General features: G+C 68.9%; 12 protein-coding genes and 1 pseudogene. 7 read left to right on the top strand and 6 right to left on the bottom strand.

From position 1 onward, the window contains the following. Window positions 1–8: 8 nt before the first annotated feature. Window positions 9–1,052: a serine/threonine protein kinase gene (locus IH09_RS25795; RefSeq protein WP_205379064.1), complete on the bottom strand. Its 1,044-nt coding sequence runs from the start codon at window positions 1,050–1,052 to the stop codon at window positions 9–11. Between IH09_RS25795 and IH09_RS25800 the strand changes: the two genes are divergently transcribed. From IH09_RS25800 to IH09_RS25815, 4 genes are read left to right on the top strand one after another with little or no spacing between them, the layout of a single operon-like run. After that, entirely contained in the window at window positions 1,006–2,493 is a 1,488-nt protein-coding gene (locus IH09_RS25800) for a PD-(D/E)XK nuclease family protein (protein WP_318279542.1), read from the top strand. The genes IH09_RS25795 and IH09_RS25800 overlap by 47 nt on opposite strands. Next, entirely contained in the window at window positions 2,490–3,626 is a 1,137-nt protein-coding gene (locus tag IH09_RS25805) for a pPIWI_RE_Y domain-containing protein (protein ID WP_052859878.1), read from the top strand. The genes IH09_RS25800 and IH09_RS25805 overlap by 4 nt, the downstream gene beginning before the upstream one ends. Then, window positions 3,619–7,155: a pPIWI_RE_Z domain-containing protein gene (locus IH09_RS25810; RefSeq protein ID WP_190233411.1), complete on the top strand. Its 3,537-nt coding sequence runs from the start codon at window positions 3,619–3,621 to the stop codon at window positions 7,153–7,155. The genes IH09_RS25805 and IH09_RS25810 overlap by 8 nt, the downstream gene beginning before the upstream one ends. Window positions 7,156–7,174: 19 nt before the next feature. Then, on the top strand, window positions 7,175–9,895 hold the full coding sequence (locus tag IH09_RS25815) for a pPIWI_RE module domain-containing protein (protein ID WP_110952580.1): 2,721 nt from the start codon (window positions 7,175–7,177) through the stop codon (window positions 9,893–9,895). A gap of 844 nt (window positions 9,896–10,739) precedes the next feature. Here IH09_RS25815 and IH09_RS40185 read toward each other — a convergent pair. Together IH09_RS40185 and IH09_RS25820 are read right to left on the bottom strand one after the other, a co-directional pair. Then, the gene (locus tag IH09_RS40185; RefSeq protein ID WP_205379065.1) at window positions 10,740–10,913 is read right to left on the bottom strand and encodes a hypothetical protein; all 174 of its coding nucleotides are present in this window, start codon (window positions 10,911–10,913) and stop codon (window positions 10,740–10,742) included. Then, complete coding sequence (locus tag IH09_RS25820) at window positions 10,910–12,385, bottom strand: amidohydrolase family protein (protein ID WP_052859879.1); 1,476 nt, start codon at window positions 12,383–12,385, stop codon at window positions 10,910–10,912. Before IH09_RS25820 ends, IH09_RS40185 begins: the two co-directional genes overlap by 4 nt. A 330-nt stretch (window positions 12,386–12,715) precedes the next feature. Between IH09_RS25820 and IH09_RS25825 the strand changes: the two are divergent. Continuing rightward, window positions 12,716–12,922, top strand: a pseudogene (locus IH09_RS25825) (response regulator transcription factor); the annotation flags it as partial. 234 nt (window positions 12,923–13,156) lie between these two features. Here the strand turns inward: IH09_RS25825 and IH09_RS25830 are convergent. Beyond that, entirely contained in the window at window positions 13,157–13,879 is a 723-nt protein-coding gene (locus IH09_RS25830; RefSeq protein ID WP_052859881.1) for a response regulator, read from the bottom strand. Further along, the gene (locus IH09_RS25835) at window positions 13,876–15,102 is read right to left on the bottom strand and encodes a sensor histidine kinase (RefSeq protein ID WP_052859882.1); all 1,227 of its coding nucleotides are present in this window, start codon (window positions 15,100–15,102) and stop codon (window positions 13,876–13,878) included. Before IH09_RS25835 ends, IH09_RS25830 begins: the two co-directional genes overlap by 4 nt. 241 nt (window positions 15,103–15,343) lie before the next feature. Here IH09_RS25835 and IH09_RS25840 point away from each other — a divergent pair, with 241 nt between their 5' ends. Together IH09_RS25840 and IH09_RS25845 are read left to right on the top strand one after the other, a co-directional pair. Then, the gene (locus IH09_RS25840) at window positions 15,344–17,584 is read left to right on the top strand and encodes an MMPL family transporter (RefSeq protein WP_205379066.1); all 2,241 of its coding nucleotides are present in this window, start codon (window positions 15,344–15,346) and stop codon (window positions 17,582–17,584) included. 95 nt (window positions 17,585–17,679) lie between these two features. Continuing rightward, on the top strand, window positions 17,680–19,419 hold the full coding sequence (locus IH09_RS25845) for an alpha/beta fold hydrolase (protein WP_110952581.1): 1,740 nt from the start codon (window positions 17,680–17,682) through the stop codon (window positions 19,417–19,419). A gap of 541 nt (window positions 19,420–19,960) precedes the next feature. Here IH09_RS25845 and IH09_RS25850 read toward each other — a convergent pair. Next, the coding region (locus IH09_RS25850; protein WP_190233412.1) for an alpha/beta hydrolase at window positions 19,961–20,882 on the bottom strand (922 nt) is incomplete at its 5' end.

Raw genomic sequence — 20,882 nt, forward strand, 5'->3', positions numbered from 1 at the left:
CCGACCGCTCACAGGGTGGGTCGACGAGTCCGGTAGTACTCGGTGGGATCGGGGCGCAGGGGCTTGGCCGGGGGCTTCGACCCGAAGGTCGGCAGGAGAGGACGCAGTTGGTCGAAGACCTCACGCACGCCTTGTGGGCGGTTTCCAGGGACGCGGTCCACCATGCTCAGTGCAAGGGAGCGGAACTGGAGGGGCACCCGCCGCATGCGGTCGGGCGGCAGCACCGGGCAGTCCGGTGCGGGGCGTTCGGCCATGCCTGCGTAGGGCAACTGCATGACGGTCATCTCCAAAAGCATGCACCCGAGCGCGAAGATGTCCGACAGAAGGGTCACGCCGTCGGGACAACCGTCGTACTCGTCAGGAGGCACGTAGCCCGGCGTGCCGTCGCCTCGGTCTGTCTTCTCGCCCTGGTGCAGCGCGAGGCCCATGTCGATCAACCAGACGCATCCGCTGGGATCAAGGATGACATTCTCCGGTTTGATGTCGCGGTGCACCAATTGCCGATCGTGTACTCGGTGCAGGATTTCGCACAACTGGCCGATGATAGAAGCCACCGTCGGGGTCCTGAGGGGGCGACCCCTGAGCATAGCGTCGTAGAGAACGGGCCCTTCGACGAACTCCAGGACGATGCAGCGGCGTTCGTAGGTGAATCCGACTGGGCCACTGGCGATGACCCTCGGAACACCCCGGATGCCGGTGAGTTGTTGGGTCATGGCGGCTTCCTCTTCGAAAGTGTCGCCCATCCCCTGGTAACTGTCCTCCGGTTCGAAAAGGCGTGCTTTCTGGAGTTTGACTGCCACCTGCCGACCCGTCTCCGTGTCCCGCCCCCGGTACAGCTCTCCTTGGCCACCGCTGCCGATCTGGTCGAGCAGCTCATAGCGCTCCAATACGAGCTTTCCGTGTCGATTCATCGTCCTGCCTTCCCGGCGCGCTGTACGCCTGAGCGTTGTCACCACTGAAATGAGAGGAATGAACGTGGCAGATTCTTGGTCACCACCCGATGGGGTGTTCAAGAAATCCGATGCCGTCACGGTGTCCTTGGGGATGTTCAAGGACACCGGCTACCGCTGCCCTGCCGCCGATGCTATGAAAGCCCGTGGCTATCGGCCGCAGTCGCGGCAGGAGAGGAATCGCGAAGTCCTGGAGCACTTCGCCTTCGGCCCTTTCATGAAGACTCCTGGGGCACCGCTTCATGACGGACTGCGGCAGTGGACCGCACACGCCAACTCCGCCTACAAGGATGCCTTCCCGGTAGATCCGTCTCGGCCCATGACCGAGGTACCCGCTTGGACTTATCGGCACCAACTGTCCACTCCTGACCATCGTGGAGTGCGTGAGTACCGCATCACCGTGTGGGGCCGGTGCCTGCGGTCGCCAGACGGTACCGTGCGCGAACTCCGTCTGCCGGTGAATCGGATCAGCGAGGTGGATCCGTATCAAGGTCATGTCGCGGCAGCGGCTTTGGCTACTGCGGAAGGCGTTCCCGGCCCTCTTCCGGAGCATGTCCGCATCGTTGAGTTCGCACTGTTGGACGGCCGTACCCGCACCTTGTTCGAGGGCACGCGGGAGCAAGCCGTGGAACGCTATCGGAGGTACGGCGGGCCCGAGGCACTGTCCGCCGTGCTGGATGGCCGGGAATACCGTCCCGGCCCCTCGTGCGTGGGATGCGCATACCTCTCAGTGTGCCCGACCCTGCGCAGGGCGCCAGGGCTGCTGGGTTTGGAGGCTTCGGGACGGCCCCGGCGCACCTGGTCCGTCACCAATGGCCGGAGCTACCGTGCTTGCCCGGCACGCGACCACATGCGCCGCTTGCACCTTCCGGCTTCCCAGACCATTGAGCGCAGTTCCTCAGCCGAACGTGGCCGTGCCGTACACGCCTACCTAGCCGCACGCCACGGCTCCGGCCGCCCCTGCACGATGGACATTCCCGCCCGGTGGATACCGGACGGGTTCGAACTTCCCGAGCAGGAGAGCCGGCTCGGTGCACTTCTGCTGCGCCACCATGCGGCGGTATGCCCCTTGCGGTTCGTACACGACAGGAATGATGTGCGTGCGGAACCCCGGGTGGTCCGCCATGACTCCCTTGGCGATGTTCTCGTGATCGCGGAACCGGACCTCCTCTACCGCGACGGCGATTCCTGGGTGTGGCGTGAGACGAAGACGTCCGCCGGCGGCTGGAGCAGGCGCCAGGGCTTGCTGGATCGCTATCCGCAGCTGGCGCTGGCGGTGCTACTCGTCTCGCGAGGTGACCTGGGTGGCTCGCTATCCCGGGCTCGTATCGAACTGGAAGTCCTTCGACCGGCCGGCGCCGACCTGGAGATCATCGATCCTTGTGTTCCCTCGGTCCGGGCCGCCGCCGAGGAGACGGTCCGCGGCCTGGTGGCCGACTGGCACAGCGATGACCATTACGCACCCGCGCCCGGCGACGCCTGCACTCGCTGTGAAGTCGCGCGCTGGTGCTCGGCGCGCAGTGACGGGAAGGAGGCTGCATGACGTCTCGTGCGCCGACCAACGCAGAGGCGCAGCGCGGGATGGATCACGGGAACGATCCCTTCCTCGCACTGGCACGTGCCCTGACCATCTTGTCGGAGCAGGATGGGCTGCGGTCATTCTCCCTGCCGTACCCGCGCGAAGCGCAGCTTGCTCTTGACCGGGTGATTCTGCACTGCCTCAACCACGGTTGGAAGCCGCCGAAAAGCCTGCCCGAGTTGCTGTCCTGGTGCACCCGGCGCAGCGTGGGTGATTCGGAATTCGGCGTGTCTCCGGCTCTGGTGTCCCAAGGCGCACGCTGGATCCACCCGATAGGGATGATGCCGACGCGAACCTGCCTGGAGCTGGCTCCGTTGGGTCAGCCGGGGCGCGTCGAGCAGGACGCGCTCAACTCTCTGGCGGCGCTGGAGCACAGGTGCGGTTCGGCGGGTCGGTTCAGCCGGTGTCGGCAGTTTCTGGCGCGCCACCCCCTGGTGACCCACCAGGACCGGTTCGGCCGCCGTTGGGAGGCGATGACCTGGAACAAGGTCAGGGAACTGTACGAACCTGTCCCCGAGGCCCTACTCGACCGCCGGATGCTTACCGTGTGCGGCACCTGCGGACTACCGGCCCGCGCCCCGAGCGGCGAAAGGGAAAGCGGGCCCGACACCTGGTGTGAGGGGGAGGACTGTCCGCCCGGCGTGCGCTTCCGCCTGCTCCGCGAGCCCGGACAGTGCCTGATCCTGCGACGTAGCCTCCGTGCCTTCCTCGTGGCCCCGGCCCGTACGGAACAGGCGGCCATGGATGAACTCGCACGTATCGGCGGCGGCCACCAGCTTCTCGCGGATAGTGGACTTGGCGCCTACCGCATCACCGGCAGCGGGCTGCGGACCTGCCTCATGCAGGTCTACGACCGGCGGCAGCCCTCGTTCTTGGGCGGCCGGGTCAGCGAGGCTTTCTCCAGCGCCACCGATCCCGCCCTGGTGGTGGTTCCCCGTCGAGCGGTGGATCAGGACGGCTACCGCGACGCTTTCGAAACCGCGCTCAGCAATGAGTGTCGCGGACGAGTGACCCTCACGACCCCCGATGACCTGGAGCGCCATCTGCGCGTACAGGACCCACCACCGACCCAGAAAGTGGAGGGCGCCGATGCGTAGCCTTGCCCGCGGCCTGCATGACGTCATTGCGCAGCTCCGGCAGTTCGAGCCGGGCGTGGGCGAGGCTGCCTACGAATCCCTGTGCCAGGTAGAAGTCGGGCTGCGTCTCCAGGAGCGGCTGATGCGGGAGAGCCCGGCGGCGCATGCCTGGGTCCTCTTCAGCGGCTATCCATTCGCCCAGGCTTCGGGAGTCTCCCTGCCCCCGGACAGCGAGGCAGTTCTGCGCGCCGGGCGCTACTCGATGTGGACGTTACGCAGGCGCCGGGCGTGGCGGGAAGCGCTGGATCGGTACCAGGGATTCAACCGCGCTCTGCGCGGCTTCGACGTGCCCGACCCGGATCGGCCCGCCCTGCGCCGCGAACTGTCCGTGGCGGATGACAGGTGGGACACCTACGACGAATTGCTGCGTGTTGCACCGCCGCTGGCTGTTGCTCGCCTCAAAGTGGCCGGCCCGGGACCGCATGCCTTCCCGGTCAGTCGGACCATGGCCGAGGTTGACCTGCCGTCCGTTCCGCACGCGCCCCTCATCCGGCACGACATGGACGCACTGCCGCTGGGCCAGGGCGAGCGGCTGACCTTCAGCCTTGAGGAGCTGAAGGAAACGGCGGTACGAATGGACGCCGTACATTACCGCGACTGGGCTGGCAGACTCGGCAAGCTTGTCCTCTCGGTCAAGGCAGATCACGGATTCCGGGATGCACAGACGTTCACCGTGGACCGCATCCAGCACCTGCTCGGCATCGTCGGAGCAGGCAAGAGCACTTTGCGGGACATCATCGCCGTACATCTGGCCACCGGCCGCCAGAAAAAGCGGGTCACCGTGGTCGTCGGCGATGTCACCGAGGTGCTCAAACTGGTCAAGCTCTATAACGTCTATACCGATGGTGCTGCTGCGCCCATCGTGGGAGCCAACAGCAGGGAGCGCCACGCACAGCGGCTGCATCGGCGGCTGGCCGGACAGGGCGAACATCGGCTGCTCGCCCATCAGGACCAGGCTTTTGATCACCTGGGTACTTCTTGCGTGCTGAATGCGTTGCGCGGTGGCGCGGCCAGGGGAGAAACATTGGCCTTTGGCGAAGCGCCCTGCACCCGGCTGCGCTCCGGAGCGTCCCGGCCGCGTGAGGCCGCGGGACGTCATCCGGTGTCACGCTGGCAAAAGCAGCGGGTGAGCTGCCCGTACTGGTCCGTGTGCCCGCGCCATCACACCTCACGGGCGCTCGTGGGGGCAGACATCTGGGTGGCCACGCCCGCCGCGCTCGTAGACGCCTCCCCGCCCCAGGCACAGAACGGCGAACGCATTCGCTACCTCGAATTGGCCTGCCGCCGTAGCGATCTCGTCATCGTGGACGAGGCGGATCGGGTGCAGATGCAGTGGGACGAGAATTTCGCCCCGGCCGTTCCCCTGGCCGGCGGTGACGAAGACGGCTTCATCGACAAGCTGAGCGGCCACAAGATTCGTGAACTCGCTGTCGGAGGCCGAGTACAGCTGTCCGATCGGGACGTGGAGAACTTCACCGCGGCGCTGAACACGGCCCAAGCAGCCACCGACCGCCTATACGCGATGCTGGTAGCCGACCACAAGTTGCGGATCTGGGTCCGCACCGGCTACTTCAGCGCGTGGACGCTGCAACTGGGTCTCCTCGACGAGCGTTACGAGCTCCCCGAGGATGACGAACCGGCCGACCGGTGCCGGGACGGCGCGGACGAAACCTGCCGTGTGGAACGGGCGACCCTGTGGAACAAACTGGACGCCTTTCGGGACAACCCCTTTGGGGATCGCTTCCGGTTCACCAAGGAGGACTTCGGTGATCTCACGAGACTGCTCAACGAGATCTTGCATACCAGCAACCCCGACAACACCAGGCGCCGAGTGGCGCATGTGATGGATGAGGTGTTCCGGCTGGAGCCCTTCATGGAACGCAAGCAACAGGAGTACGAGCAGGAGTATGCCGCTTGGCAGGAGAAGCGGGAGCAGTGGGAGCGCAGCAAGGGCGCGGGCAGGCGCGGGAAGGAGCCCCAGCCCCCGCAGACCCCGGAGCGGTGGCGCACGGAGTTCGCCCAGCGTTTCGAATTCACCCTCCTGCTGTGCGCCCTGGAGCCGAAGCTGGCTCTGATCAACGCGATGTGGCCGAGGGTTGAGGCGGCCCTCAACCTCGGCTTCAACACGATGTACAGCCGGCCGGTCGACTACGGGCCGATGGTGCCTGAGGCCCCCATGGGCAACGTCATCGGCTTTCAGTTCCACGTCAAGGGCCAGGACGAGGGCGGGGTCCGCAGCGGTGAGCTGACCTTCTTCCGGTGCAGCGGTGTTGGCCGAGAACTGCTGCGTCAACTGCCCGACCTCGCCAGGGCCGATGACCGCCCTGGAGCACACGTCCTGCTCATGTCCGGCAGTAGTTGGGCGGGCCTGTCCAGCCGCTACCACATCGCCGTAGAAGTAGGCGTGATCATTGAGCCGTTACCGGAGGTCACCCGGCGCATCGCCGAGGAGAGCCTGATGCGCTTCGAGTTCATCGAGGACGGCGGTGCCCCGATGCAAGTGTCCGGGACCGACCCTGACGATCGGCCGGACAAGCTCCGGCGCATCGCAACGGTGCTGGGAGCGAGCGTGGAGGAGGAGGACGAGGGCGGTCCTCTGGAACGCGAACTCATGGACCTCCAAGACGGCCGCGATCAGATCCTGCTCCTGGTGGGCAGCTACGAAGAGGCACGGATCGTTGCCGACACGCTGCACAACCTCAACATGCGCTGGAAAGGCCGGGTACTGCGGCTGGTCTCGGACGATGAGGACATTGAGGACGACGACTACGGCGACGACGGCCACCACGCCCGGGTGCTGCGCCGAGGGGACGTGGAACATCTCAAGGATTGTGGAGCCGACATCCTGGTGGCGCCGCTACTCGCGATCGAACGCGGCTACAACATCCTCAACGACAACGACGAGGCGGCCATTGGCACCGTGTACTTCCTGGCCCGGCCGAACCCGCACCCCGATGACCTCTCGCTCGCAGTGCACGCGATCAATGACTGGATCGTGCGTGCCCAGGAGAGCGGGGAGTTCGCGCAGTGGGTGCGTAGCGGAGCCACCGTGGCAGACGGTGCCGAAGCGGTCCGGCACAAGGCACGGTCACGGTGGTACCAGGTGCTACGGCGGAGCATGGCCTGGAGCCGACTCGGGGACGATCGAGAGCAGGTTACCTGGGACATGCTTGTGCTGATGTGGCAGGTCATCGGGCGCCTGGTGCGTGGCGGCGTACCTGCCCGGGTGGTCTTCGTGGACTCCGCCTTCACACCTCGGCAGGCTGCCACTCCGGCGCAGCCCGACACCTTCGAGACCAGCCTTCTGCACAGCGTGCGTCACGTCCTGCGGCCCTACTTCGCCGACGCGGTCAGCGTCCCGTCACACGACCAGTTCATTGTCCGGGCGCTCTACAAGCCGCTCTGGCAGATGCTAGATCGCTGCCTGGACGAACAGAGCGGCGCTGCCCAGGCCGACACGACCATGCGAGACGTCACCGCATCGGCCTGAACTGACAAGGAGCAGCACCATGTATGGCACGATCCGTACCGCCGCCTACGAACCCGACCCCGCGCACGGGGCCCTGCTGGAGCCCCTGCACGTCATGCGGCTCGGCGAAGAGCTGCGCACGGCACTCACCGACCTGTACGACCGGACTCGCAGGCAGAGTGACCAACCGTCGCGGCTGCCGGTACGCCAGCTCAATTCCCTCCTGCGGGCCATGGCTCCTGGGGTCGTGGCCACCGCACGCAACGCTGGCGCTTCGGCTGACAGCGCCTGGCTGTACGGCCGCGAACCGGTGCCTGTGGAGGTCGTCGGCCCGCTGGTCGGCACCTGGGCGGCCGGCCTGCTGCGCGGACGCGAGGATGACGAGACCGAGGACGACGACACCAGGGACCCGGAGTTGGAGGACCGGCTACTCGAACGCCTGGACGCCATCGTGGCGAACCTCCCGTCCTGGGAGAGCGAACCGGTCGACCTCACCGAAACCTCCGTATCGTCCGGCGGTACTGCCGAACCCGCCCGACGGCTGTTCAGCCTGCTGCCGGAGTGGGTCGCCCACCGTCTTGCCGCCCGGCCATTCCGAGCCCTGGGGCCGGATATCCACTTCCGTGTGGTCAGCCGCGAGAGCGGCGCCGAACTGGTCTCCTGGCCGCCGCAGGCATATGAGCACAAGAAGCGCACCTGGTACTACTCGGCCTTGATCGCCATCACTGTGCACACCGTGCCGTTCGCCCAACGCTTCCGCGTCCATGTCTCTACGAGCATCCGCCGGTGGGCCACCCGCTTGGACATTCAGCCCAGGGAACTGCGCGGCACGACCGTGCTGCTGGACGTGCCGCTGCCATGGCCCGACGGTCCGGATCGCGCACCCCGGCTGGTGGAGAACACCCTCGCCTTCGACCGCAGCCGAGGACGAGTGGCATGGCGTCGCCACAGCCCGGCCATCCTCCTGCCTGACCTGGATATCGTGCGCCGATACCCCGAGCCCGCGGATCTGTTCTCCACGCCGGAGAAGTGGCTCAAGGGACGCAAGGGCATCGCCGCGGGCATCGTCTACAGCCCGGTCCTCGGCCCGCATAGCGTGGCCTCCGGTGTGATGCCCAAGGAGCGGTCACTGCTCGATGCCTGGGTCGAGGAGGGACTGCGGCCGATGCTGCGCCGCGTACCCGACTTGAGCCGGGTAACGAGGAGGAACACTCCCTCACTGCAGCCCCGTTCGGCTCCGGCCGGCCAGGCAGACACCCGGGAAGCGGTTCTGGCCCTCAGCCGCCGTTCCGCGCTGGCCCGCGTGCTGAACGGCGCCCCGCTTGATGTCGACCTCCGCTGGCAGAGCCCCGAGACCAGGGAGGGACTGCTGGCGGAGCTGCCCGCACTAATCGGGCTGCCGCCGGGACGGCCGGTCGACGGCGCCGAGGATACCTGGCGTTGGCAGGCGGACGGCGTCGACATCCGTGTCCGAGTCCGCCCCGCCGGATCGCTGGCCGCCGCCCTTGAAATTTCGGGTGACCGCAGGCGCCCCTTTGCCCTCCGGCTGGCCGACACCGTCAGCCACAGGTGCGCACTCGTCGCCGAGCGCATCGCACAGCCCGAGGAGGCGCTGGGGCTCGCGATTATCGAAATCGGTGGAAAGGAGCGTTTCAACGTCGTCCCAGGCTCTGATCCCAAGCACGCTCTGCGCATCGCCTGCGCCCGGCAGGGGAGGTTGAGCCAATTCGTGAGCCTGCCACAGGAGGCAGAAGACACACTCGCCCACCGCGCGCGCTGGACATGGCTGGATGCCTTCCGGCAACTCGGTGCCATCTCCCCACCCGCCCACCGTGTGGGTGAGGGAATCCCGGGTGACTTGCAGTACGTGGCCCTCTGGCTGGTGCGCCACACCAGGAAGGGGCCCACCCGCTGCCCCGTGCGGCGTCTGGTCGCAGTACGCGTCCGTCCAGACGAGGGCTCCGTCGACGGCTGGGACCCCGGCCGCGCCGAATGGGTGCCCTACCCTCGTCTGCTGCGCTCGCTGGCCGCGGGCGGCGCAACAGGGGACGGAGTCGCCGGGGCACTGGGAGCCCCGAGCAGGAAAGGCCATAGCTTTGGGGCGGCGCCAGAGCAACATTGGCAGAAAGAGGCCGAACGGCAGATCAGGACGCTGCTTTACCAGTTGCGTGACCGGCCGACGCTGCTGCTGGCAGATACAGGCAACATGCGTCAGTGCTGGCCTCGGCTACGCAACGGATCTCTGGTGAAGGACATGTTGGGCTTCGGCGATGGTCCGGATCAGCGGCTCTCCGTCTACGGGCCCGATCTGCGGGTGATCCTTGTCCGGGACGGCAATGGGCGCAACGAGGTACCCGAGTGGTACGCGCACGACGGCAACGGCAAGGTCGGCTTTACCAAGGGTGTCTGGGGACCATCCGATCCGGACAACCGCGTTTTCGGCAGCACAGCAGATGTCCCGCACACAGCCACCCTGCCGAAGGGGCTCATGAAGCTGGTTCCCACCGAGTTGGGCAGGGCGGCTCCTCGAAAGACCGCCTGGAACCCGGTGTGCCTGGAGCTGACCGCGCTTGGCTGCCTCTCGGAGAAGACACTGGCGGACGCCGGGCGGGAAGGCGATCGAGCCGATCTGCCGGCCGAATGGGCCACCCTTGCGCACCAACTCCGCTTCCACGACGACTATCCGCCGCTGGCTCGTCCGCTTCCCCTGCACCTTGCCCGGCTGGCTGGTGAATACGTACTGCCACTTGCCGCTCCTTGACACTCCTGGTCGCGTGGCGAATCGGTACTGCCTCGGGATGGCCTTGAGAGGGTTCCTTGAGGGCATCGGCACGCGACGTTGCGCCGGCGCAGGGTGGCGTTTGCTCGTCGCCCGTATGACGGTCTCGCGTAGCTTGAGCGAGAGGAGCGGTTCGACGATGCGGCTCCTGGCGGGGCGCCTGACGCAATATCGCCCCTGTTGAACGCTGCAGCCCGAACGTGAGGTGACGAAACGCGAGGGCCGCTACCTCGACTATGAGGTAGTGGCCCTCGCAACATTCTTGACATCAAGTCAGGGAAGTGGCCGGACGGCGTACACCAGGTGCACAAGGGGGCGGAAGCAAGCGGTGGCAGTGGGAATTACCGAGAAGAGTCTCCGCAGCTCACAGGCCGTTTGCAGGGATTTCGTCCAGGTCACCCGACCTCACCCCTTAAATGTCGAAGAAGAGACCATCCAGCCCCATAACCAGCCACGCTGGACGCCCGCGCGCCGCTGACCTGGCGCAGATGACCTTTCGGCTGTTTCACGTTCGTGCCCGTTGAGGTAGCCGGAAGTTCCAGAAAAGTCCCGGGGGACTCCCACTGCCGGCGGCCAATGAGCTTTTCCATCCTGTTGGAGGTCCCGGGGCTGGTGTGGGGCGAGGGCGGGGTGTTCGGGCTGGTCGAGGATGTGATCGTTAGCAGGAGATCGTTTGCCGCGCGAAGCAGCCCGGCCCGCGCAGCACTCCGTCGCGGGAGGAATACGGGTGTGTCTTCAGCGATCCGGTGGGCTACACCGTGTCGTGGTGTCCGAGCAGCAGCACACGCGGTGCCTCGCCGAACCGCCACCTCAGGTGCGTGCACCCCTAGATCACCACGCGATCCGGTTCCGTGTCCAGCAGCCTGTGTCCCAGTGCCGCCACGACGTCTGCGCTGCGGGCGGCGGCTTCGTGATCGGACGACGGCGGCTCGCACCGCACCAGGGTTTCGATGTCCGCGATGAGGGCCTCCACCGCCACCTCGGCGCGCGTCGCCGTCATCGTGGCTCACCTCGCAGCGGCTGTCCGGGTAGCGCGTCGACCTGCAACTCCCCTGCACTGACCACCGGGACACCACCGACAAACAGGTGCCGCACGCCCACAGACGGCCGCGTGGGGCCGAAGTAGGTCGCGCAATCGGTGATCGCCACGGGGTCGAGTACGACGATGTCGGCGTCCGCGCCGACCCCGAGGTGTCCTTTCGCCCGAGCGCCCGGCGCCACCTCGTCGAGGACCCGCGCCGGCAGGTGGGCACACCGCCGGAACGCCTCCGGCCAGTCCCAGGCACCGCTCTCCCGCACCATCACGCGCAGCGTCTTGGTGAAGGTTCCCGCGGTGCGCGGGTGCGTCGTTCCCCCGGGCGGCAGTGGCCACTCGGTGCTGTCGTTGCTGCCGTCGGGCCAGATGACGGGCATCGCGTCACTGGCGACAATCGCGTCCGGGAAGGCCAGCGCCTGGTGCAGCATCGCGAGCTCGCGCGGGTTGCCCTCGTCGAGGAACTCCAGGATGCAGGGCGCCCCGGGGTCGCTGTTCCGCAACTGCCGCAGGCGCCCCTCGTCGGCGATGCGCTCCCCCGATTCGAGCATCACGACACTCGACGGGGACAGGCCCTTCATCCGCAGGTGTTCGGCGTCGAGGAAGGCCGCTCCGATCGCCGTGCTGCCGGCCCCGTACGGGTATGCCTCGACCGTCACCCGGGATCCCGACCGCCGTGAACCGTCCAACGCGCCGAGTACCCGGTCGATGTGGTGGCCCGAAGTGCTGTTGACGTGGCAGTGGTGCATCGCTGCGCCGGTCTCGGCCGCGGCGATGACAATCTCCTCGGAGCCGTCTGCGGGAGTTCCGGGATCCACCTCGACCAGCTCGCGGACGTGGGTGTACGTCGGCACGCCGGCCTTCGCGGCAAGCCGGGCGACAGCAAGGAACTCGGCAGGCTCACTGTGCGGCGCGTACCCGAGGAGGACTCCGATGCCGAGCGCTCCGGCGCTCAGCTCACCCTCGATCAGGGCCAGCCACTCGGCGAGTTCACGATCGGTGGAGGAGCGCTGCCATGCGCGGTTTCCCAGCACCGCGAGGCCGCTCCCGATCTGTGCGTCGGGCTGGATGCCGGCGAGCACCTGGGCCCGGGCACCACCCCACGAGGCGGAGAAGCCGTAGTGCAGCGGGCGTCCGTCCGCGGCGGCCTCGGCGTACGCACGTCCGATGGGCATGAGGCCCGCTTCCAGGTCGAGGGCCGTCGTCACGCCGTCCATGGCCTGCAGCCGCTGCCCCGCGATGGAGTGCACGTGGCTGTGCAGGTCGACGAACCCCGGACCGACGACCAAACCCGTGACGTCGACGACCGCGCATCCCGGTGGCGCGTCGAGCCCTGCGGCGACGGCGCTGACCACGCCGTCGGACATGAGGACGTCGGCGATGCCGTCGAACCCTGTTCCCGGATCAATGACACGGCCGCCACGCAAAAGTGTCTGCATGCTTTCGTCTCCTCGTCGAGGACGCACTGGAGCACCTGCTGGCCTCCGGTGCGACCCTACGAGGGAGATCAGGCACCGCTGTTGGTCCAGGCCGACGAATCTGTGACGGCCTCTTCATGCACCCCGACGAACCCGGCACGAAGTACCGCTTCTTCTCCGGGCCGGACATGCCCGGGACGACCGAGTAGCGCAGGATACCGGGACGATGCGCCCGGCATCTTGCCCTGTCGGAACGGCTACTGGCGCCCGGCCGCCGCTTCGGTGGGATGACTGCGGAGCAGCGCACGCGTGGCAGACCGGTGGCAGCGATGCGAGGAGGGTGGCGCCGAGGCGCTGACGGGGCGGGAGGAGGAGGTGCTGCGGTTGATGGCCACCGGCCTGTCCAACCCGGAGATCGCCGAGTCGCTCACGGTGAGCCCGGAGACGGTGGAGACACGCGTCAGGAACGTGCTGACCAAGCTCGGCGCGCGGAACCGGACCCACGCGGTGGTGATCGCGTACGAAACCGGCCTGGTCGTGCCCGGAGTCGCGGGCTGACGCGACATCAGATGGCCTGACCCGGCCCGCCTGTGCCGCTGAACCAGCGTCCGGGGCAGTCCACGCTCTGGACGCCTCCCCGCCCCGGGGCAGGCCCGGCCAGGGGAACTCGGGGTGTTACCCGCCCTCGCGGCGGGACAAGCCGGCCGCGTAGGAGTTTCGGGAGGCCCTGCCGATGGCCCGGCCCTCCTCGACACCACCCTGTGCAAGCAGTGAGCGCACCGGCCGTCCCGGCTATGCGGTGTTTCCGTCGCCGCGCGGGTTGCCGGTTGCCGCGCGGGCGGTGACCAGCCCCGATTCGTAGGCCGCGATGACCGCCTGGGCGCGGTCACGGACGTCGAGCTTGCCGAAGATGCTGGTGATGTGGTTCTTGACCGTGGAGACGCTGATGTGCAGGTCGTGGGCGATCCCGGCGTTGTCGAGACCGGTGGCCATCAGGCGCCACACCTCGACCTCCCGGGGGGTGAGTTCGCCCAGGTCGGTGGGGAGTGGCTGCGACGCGCCGTGAGGGGCCCGTACGTAGGTGGAGATCAGCCGGGTGAGCAGACGCGGCGCGACGACGGCCTCGCCCGCGTGGACGGTGCGGATCGCCGCGCTCAGGTCCTCCGGCGAGCTGTCCTTGGGCAGGAACCCGCAGGCTCCGGCGCGCAGGGCACCCACGACGTACTCGTCCATGTCGAAGGTGCTGAGGGCCAGGACCCGGCAGCCGGGCACGGTGGCGGCGAGTTCCCCGGTCGCGCCGACACCGTCGAGGACGGGCATCCGGATGTCCATCACCACGACGTCGGGGCGCAGCCGGCGGGCGAGGGCGACGGCCTGCGCGCCGTCCTCGGCCTCTCCCACGACCTCGAAGGACGGGTCGGGGGAGAGGATCAGCGACAGGCCGCGCCGGACCAGCGGCTGGTCGTCCGCGATCAGCACTCTGATCCTCGGTGTGTTCGGCCGGGTCCCGGTCATCGGTGTGCCCCCTCGTGCTGGACGGCTGCTTCGGCGGCCTCGTCCGTGGTCAGCGGCAGGTCGGCCACCACCGCGAACCCACCGTCGGGCTGCGGGCCGACGGCGAGGGTGCCACCGTGCAGGGCGACGCGCTCGCGCATGCCGATCAGGCCGTAACCGCCCGAGCCCACCGACGACGCGCCCTCCTGCGGCGGTGTGCTCCCACCGTCGTCCCGCACTTCGACGGTGACCCGGTCCTGGCGATACGTCAGCCGTACGGACGCGCGGGCGGGCCCCGCGTACTTGCGGGCGTTGGTGAGGGCTTCCTGGGTGATCCTGAACACCGTGAGGCCGACGGTCGGCGGCAGCGGGCGCTGCGGCCCGTGGACGCTGAACTCGGTCGGCAGTCCGGCAAGGCGGGATTCGGCCACCAGACGGTCGAGGTCGTCGACGCCCGGCTGGGGCTGCGACGGCGCGGACTCCGGTTCGTCACCGGCCCGCAGCACATCGAGGAGCTGGCGCATCTCGCGCAGGGCGAGCCGCCCGGAGGATTCCAGGGTGACCAGGGCGTCCCGGGCCACCTCCGGTCGGGCGAGGTTGGCACGGGCTCCGCCGGCCATCAGCTGCATGGTGGTGATGTGGTGGGCCACGATGTCGTGCAGCTCCCGTGCGATGCGGCGGCGTTCGTCGGCCACCGCACGGTCGGCGAGAAGTCTGCGGTTCGCCGCCACCTCCCGCTGCCAGCGGTTGACCGCCATGGCGGTGCCGACGACGATCAGGGCGGAGAGGGGCGTGACAGCGGCGTCCTGCCAGGGCGGGATCCGGCCGTGGCTCTGGCTCAGCAACGTCAGCGACACCGTCGCGACGGCCGCGACCGCTGTCACCCGGCCGGTGCAGGCCCTGGCGACCGAGTACAGGGCGACCAGCAGGACGGCACCGAAGTGTCTGGGCAGCGGCGCGGTCAGGGTGGCTGTCGTATCGAGTGCCAGTACGGCAGCGAGCGCCACCACCGGGTGGCTGCGCCGGACGAGCAGCGGCAGGGCTGCCAGCGCGACGAGGAGGAACCCGGCCACGCTCACGGCGTATCGGCCGTCGGGATCGTCGAAGAACACGTAGCTGAGCAGGTTCATCGCGCAGGCCCCGCCGGTCACGAGTGCATCGTTGCGGGACCACGGCGGCCCGGTGCTGTCGATGCGCAGCGGCTCCCGGGCATCGCCGGGCCCGATGGGTCGGCGCCTGCGCATGTCTGTTCTCCCTGTGTCCGGCCTTACGGCCTCCGGTACAGAGTTGCACAGCAGCACTGGTGGCAGCACCGTCGGCGGCAGCTCGCGGCCCGCGACCAGGCCAGGGACCAGGACCTGGGTCCTGGTCCCTGGCCTGGGCAGGACCCAGGGCCCCGGTCCGGATCATCCGCTGCCAGGACGCTTCCCGGCCCCTCGGGGTGATGGTCTGGATACCGGCCGGGAGCCCCCGGCAGACGTCCGCATGCAAGTCCGTCCGTCGGAGGACATCGTGATCCGCGCCCTGACCGGATACTCCACCAGACACCCGTGGAAGGTGATCGCCCTCTGGGCGGTGCTGGGTGTCGTGCTGAGCGCCCTGGCCCCGACACTGATCGGCCGCGTCACCCAGAACCAGACCGGGGATTTCCTGCCCAAGAGCTACGACTCGGCCGCCGCCCTGGAGATCGCCGAGGAACAGTTCGGGGTGAACCCCGACGCCACCACCGTGACGATGCTGGTCGCCCGGTCCGACGGCAAGGCTCTCGGCGCCGCCGACCAGAAGCGGGTCGAGGCCGAGGCGGCGAAGCTGGCGCAGCGCCGGGTGATCATGCCCAGGGAGGACGACAGACCGGAATTCCTGGTCCCGGACCGCTCCCAGACACCCCGGATCGCCCCGGCGATGGTGGCACCCGACCGGAGTTTCGAACTGCTCTCCGTCGAGCTGATCGGGAACCGCACGGACAAGGGGGTCCAGGGCGTCTACCGGGCCTTCCGGGACGCCGCCCGGACGCAGTTCTCCGAGGCGGGGATGCGCACCGGCTTCACCGGAAGTCTCGCCGACACCGTCGACACCACCGATTCCCACGAGACCGCCGCGAAGGTCGGGGGCGCCCTCCTCATGGGGCTCATCCTGCTGATCAACGTGCTGGTGTTCCGCAGCGTGCTGGCGGCCCTGCTGCCGCTGGTCGCGGTCGCCATGATCATCGGCGTGGCGGGGGGAGCCGTCGCGGGTGCCGCGATACTCACCGGGCGCAAGCTCGACGCGGGCACCCCTGATCTGATCAGCGTGGTCCTGCTCGGCATCGGCATCGACTACCTGCTGTTCCTGCTGTTCCGCTTCCGCGAGCAACTGCGCGCCCGGCCGGAGCAGTCGGCCCGCGAGGCCGCCGGGCAGGTCTCGGGACGGGTGGGCACCGCGATCACCTCGGCGGCGCTGACCATCGTGGCCGGGTTCGCCACGCTGGGCGTGGCGACCTTCGGCCAGTTCCGCTCGCTGGGCCCCGCCATCGCCGTCTCGGTCCTGGTGATGCTGCTCGGCAGCCTCACCCTGCTGCCGGCGCTGCTCGCGGCCGCCGGGCGCAAGATGTTCTGGCCCGCCAAGGCCCTTGGCCACGAGCCCGACGAGGGCCGTGCCGCCCGCTTCGGGGCGCGGGTCGCACGACGGCCGATGACGATGACGTTCGCCTCCGTCGCCCTGCTTGCCGCGCTGGCCGCCGGGCTGATCGGGATCCGCATGGACTACGGCCAGGGCAACGCCGCTGCCAAGATCCCTGCGGCGGCCACCGCGACCGAGATATCCCGTGCGCTGCCGGCCGGAGTGACGGACCCGACGAGCATCTTCGTCACCGTCACTGACGGCGGCACCCTCACCGCAGGCCGGCTCGACGGCCTCTCCCGTGCTCTCGCCCAGGTCAAGGACGTGGGCCAGGTCGCACGGACCGTCCTGAACGAGGACCACCGCGCCGCCCGGATCGACCTCTACCCGACCGCGGACCCGCAGAGCCGGCAGGCCCGCGACCTGGCCTCCGGACCCGTGCGGGCAGCGGTCGCCCAGCACACACCCGCCGGAACGACGGCACACGTGGGCGGAACGGCGGCGATCTACGCCGACATCTCCACCGCCGTCGACCACGACCTGAAGATCGTGTTCCCGGTCGCGGCCGCACTGATCGCGCTGATTCTCCTGCTGCTCCTGCGCAGCCTGCTCGCACCGGTGATCCTGATGCTCTCCGTCGGGCTCGGCTTCGCCGCCACCCTCGGCGCCGCCACCCTGCTCTTCCAGCACGTCCTCGGCAAGCCGGGCGTCAACTTCTCCCTCCCGCTCGTGCTGTTTCTGTTCGTCGTGGCACTGGGCACCGACTACAACATCCTGATCAGCGACCGGATCCGGGAGGAAATGCAACGACCGGGCCCGGCCCGCGCCGCCGTGGCCCGCGCGGTGCAGCACACGACACCGGCCATCGCGACCGCGGGCGTGGTCCTTGCCGGCTCCTTCGCCACCCTCGCCACGACCCCGGGCAACGAGCAGATCGCCTTCGCCATGACGCTCGGAATCCTGCTCTCCGCGCTCGTCCTCTCGCTGGTGCTGGTCCCCGCCCTTGCCGCACTCCTCGGACGGAGCATCTGGTGGCCGGTCCGCCCACGGCCCACCAACGGCGGCCACCCGCAGCACCGTGCGAACGCACCTGCCCCGGAACCCGACCGGGTCATGACGGCCGACTGACCGAACGGCTCAGGTGACCCGTGAGCACCTCCTCCGCGCCGCCCTGGACACCGCGTTCCGCGCCACCGACCGTACCCACCAACCCAAGGAGACCTGTGACCATCCTCAGCCCCACCGCGCGGCGCGCCTCCGCCGTGAGCCTCACCCTCGCCGCCTGCTTCCTCACTTCCCCCGCCCTGGCCTCAGCTTCAGAGGCCCCCGCCAAGAACGGCACCGGAGCCGGGCTCGACCGGTACCACCGGCAACACCTCGGCTGGGGCAGCTGCGTCACGGGCCCCGTCGACACGACGGGCCGCGATCTGGACAAGGCCGGTGTGCAGTGCGCGGACGTCACCGTGCCGCTCGACTACGCCCACCCCGCAGGGCGCACGATCACCGTCGCGATATCCCGGCTCAAGGCCACTGACACCCGCCACCGCATCGGATCGATCCTGCTGAACAACGGTGGGCCGGGCGGACCTTCGGTCCAGTCGCCGCCGGACGTCCGCAAGGCGATGAAGGACGTCGGCGCGCGCTACGACATCGTCGGCTTCGACCCGCGCTTCGTCGGCCGCAGCACCCCACTGGACTGCGGCTGGCCCGTCGGCACGTCCTGGTTCTCGGCCGGCGCCAGCCGGGCAGGCTTCGACCGCCAGGTCGCCCTGCAGAAGAGCCTTGCCAAGAAGTGCCGCACCCATGACGCCTCAGTGCTGCCGTACATCAGTACCCGCAACACGGCCCGTGACATGGATGTCGTCCGCGGCGCGCTCGGCGAGCGGAAGATCTCCTACCTCGGCTACTCGTACGGCACCTACTTGGGCACGGTTTACACCCAGATGTTCCCCGGCCGCTACGACCGCGTCGTGCTCGACGGCGCGGTCGCCCCCGCCGACTACGGCCCCCGCCTGACGAAGGGCACCGAGCGCGCGAGCGAGAAGGCGCTGTCCGCCTGGGCCGCGTGGGCGGCGGACCGCGACGCCGCATACGGCCTCGGCCGCACCCGCGCCCAAGTGCTCACCACCGTCGACCGCGTCCTCAAGGCGTCCGCCGGCGGCCCGCTGACCGTCGGCACCGGCTCGGACACCTTCCGGATCGACGACACCCAGGTGCCGGTCCTCCTCTACTCCGGCATCGGGGACGACACCGACCCGACCCGGGCGTTCCTCGCCGAGCAACTGGCCGTGCTGAGCAGGGCCGCACGGGGCACGGCACCGACGCCGCTCTCGCCGGAGTTCGCCGCGACGCTCCGGTACCTGCTGCACGGCGCGGCCGAACCGTCGGGAGTCCAGGCCGCGGTCCTCTGCGGGGACGTGGCCGCCCCGCGCGACCCCGAGGTCTACTGGCGCGACATCCAACGCAGCCGGGCCGCGCACCCGGTGTTCGGACCCATGACCAACAACGTCGGCCCCTGCGCCTTCTGGGACCGCCCCCGCGAGGAACCCACCCAGGTCCGCCGCGACGCCCCGGTACTGATCGTGGCAGCCACCGGCGACCCCCGCACCACCTACAAGAGCAGCGTGACCCTGCACGAGCAACTGCCCGGCTCCAAGCTGCTCACCCTCAAGGGCGCCAACCGGCACGCCCTCTTCGGCCGCTACGGCAACGCCTGCGTGGACGACGAGGTCAACAGGTACCTGGCTACCGGCAAACTGCCGACGAAGAATCAGACTTGCGTCAAGCCCGCCGGTGAGGCGTCTTCGTCGGATCCGATGACGACGAAGGCGTTGTCCGCGCCGATGAGGGCGTCGACCAGCATCAACACCGCGGCGATCACTGGTGTAGCCGCCGCGCAGATCGTCGCTGGTGGCGGCACCGCCGTCGCCGTACGCTGCCGCAAGACCCACCGCGCCGCCTGAGCGGAACCGGCGCAACCCGAGGCCGGCATCCCCTCGGCGGGGTGCCGCCCTTCGCCGGCGTCTGGCCCACCGTCATCCTCCCCCAACCCTTGAACCGCTCCCGCAGCATCCGGACCTCGGTATCGGCCGGCACTCCCGAACCAGCCAGGGAGCACTGTGACCACTGAACCGTTCCGGGCTTGACCGAGGCTCGGTGTCCTGCGACGCGCCGACGGCGACCGGGCGACCGCCGGCATCACGCACCCAGATCCGCAGCGTCTCGGGTTGACGTTCAGATCAGCCGCGACGTCCTTGAACGTCCGCCTGCCGGCCGAAGCCTGCCACAACGCGATCACGTCGGACCGGAACTCCGCACTGTACTGCCGCGGGGCCCCCGAGCCCGGACACCGGGTCAGAACGTCACTCGCGGGCCCGCCCCGCGCGTACAGCCTGTGCGCGGGGCGGCCGTTCCTGCCGAACCTTCCCCCTCAAGAGGGGTGTGGCTCCTCTTGAGGGAAGCTCCTGATCAAGGAATGTGCGCTCACCCGGGCTGAAGCCTGGCTTACTTGGAGCAGGTCCGGTCGTTGGCGGGTAGCCGGCCGGTGGCCAGGTACTGGTTGACCTCGTTGTCGACGCAGGCGTTCTCGTACAGTCCGTAGATCGCGTGCCGGTTGGCGCCCTTGAGGGTGATCAGCTTGGAGCTCGGCAGCAGGCCGTGCAGGGCGACGGCGCCCTTGTGCGGGGTGCGCGGGTCGCCGGTGGCGGACACGATCAGCGCCTTGGTGTCGTGCTTCACCTCGGTGGGCTTCTCGCGGGGCCGGTCCCAAAAGGCACACGGGCCGATGTTGTCGGCCAGCGCGCCGAAGCGCGGGTACGCGGCGCGGCTGCGCTCGATGTCGCGCCAGTAGACCTCGGGGTCGCGCGGGGCCGCCACGTCCCCGCAGATGACCGCGGACTGCACACTGCCGTGGTGTGACTGCTCGCCGGTCAGCGCGAACCGCAGCAGCCCGGCGAACTGCGGTGACAGCCGGGTCGGCCGCCCGGCCGCGGCCTCGTTCAGCACGGACACCTGCTCGCCCAGGGCCGCGCGGGACGCGTCGGTGTCACTGTCGAGGCCGGCGAGCAGGAGGAACGGGGTCTGGGTGTCGTCAAGTTGGAAGGCATCCGGGGCGCTGCCGACGGTCAGCGGTGCGCGCGCGGATGCGCTGATGACGCGGTCGATGGTGGCGAGAACCTGGGCGCGGGTGCGGCCGAGGCCGTAGGTGTCATGGCGGGCGGCAGCCCACGTGGCCCAGTCGGCGAGCGCCTGCTCGTTCTCACCGACGGCCTCCCGGAGCAGCCGGGGGCCGAACTTGCGTGGGTCGATGGCGCCGTCCAGGACCATGCGGTCGTAGCGGCCGGGGAACATCTGGGTGTAGACGGTGCCCAGGTAGGTGCCGTACGAGTAGCCGAAGTAGGAGATCTTCTTCTCGCCGAGCGCGCCG

This window comes from Streptomyces celluloflavus, assembly GCA_000720995.1.
Lineage (GTDB): Bacteria > Actinomycetota > Actinomycetes > Streptomycetales > Streptomycetaceae > Streptomyces > Streptomyces celluloflavus.